Here is a 204-nt window from a genome sequence, read left to right as displayed (position 1 = left end):
AACAAGATGAGTTAATTGAGTTCTGTCTTTTGCATAGGCCAAGATATATTCATGTTCCCGGGTAAAAATGGATGCGGAGGTTCTTCCACTCTGCCAGATAAATCTTTCAACAAAATTATCTTCACCGAATATTTCATTGCACACATTGGATAAATTAACCACTTCATGGTCATCTATCGATATAAATATCATTCCCTCATCAGA

1 protein-coding gene is annotated in these 204 nt (G+C 35.8%); it reads right to left on the bottom strand.

The window, feature by feature from the left end; translation table 11 throughout:
* On the bottom strand, positions 1–192 hold a 192-nt coding region (locus PSI23_RS23830; protein WP_273557121.1), incomplete at its 3' end, for a DNA methyltransferase.
* Between the last annotated feature and the right edge of the window lie 12 nt (positions 193–204).

It is taken from the genome of Xenorhabdus yunnanensis (assembly GCF_028598805.1).
GTDB classification, from domain to species: Bacteria; Pseudomonadota; Gammaproteobacteria; order Enterobacterales; family Enterobacteriaceae; genus Xenorhabdus; species Xenorhabdus yunnanensis.
This window is presented reverse-complemented; position numbering and strand designations above follow the sequence as displayed.